The organism is Arthrobacter mobilis (assembly GCF_012395835.1).
Lineage (GTDB): Bacteria > Actinomycetota > Actinomycetes > Actinomycetales > Micrococcaceae > Crystallibacter > Crystallibacter mobilis.
In genome coordinates this window covers 1-214 of the sequence record NZ_JAAZSQ010000081.1, presented here as the reverse complement: position 1 = coordinate 214, position 214 = coordinate 1, and the positions used below count along the sequence as shown (strand labels likewise).

The window sequence follows — 214 nt, the reverse complement described above, 5'->3', positions numbered from 1 at the left end:
CAGGAAGATCAACTGGGCACACTGGGGCTGGTCACTAACGCCGTCGTGTTATGGAACACTATTTATATGCAGGCAGCCCTGGATCATCTCCGGGCGCAGGGTGAAACACTGAATGATGAAGATATCGCACGCCTCTCCCCGCTTTGCCACGGACATATCAATATGCTCGGCCATTATTCCTTCACGCTGGCAGAACTGGTGACCAAAGGACATC

1 protein-coding gene is annotated in these 214 nt (G+C 52.8%); it reads left to right on the top strand.

Annotation, left to right across the window (positions count from 1 at the left end):
• The coding region (locus HGG74_RS21830; protein WP_246263144.1) for a Tn3 family transposase at positions 1 to 214 on the top strand (214 nt) is incomplete at both ends.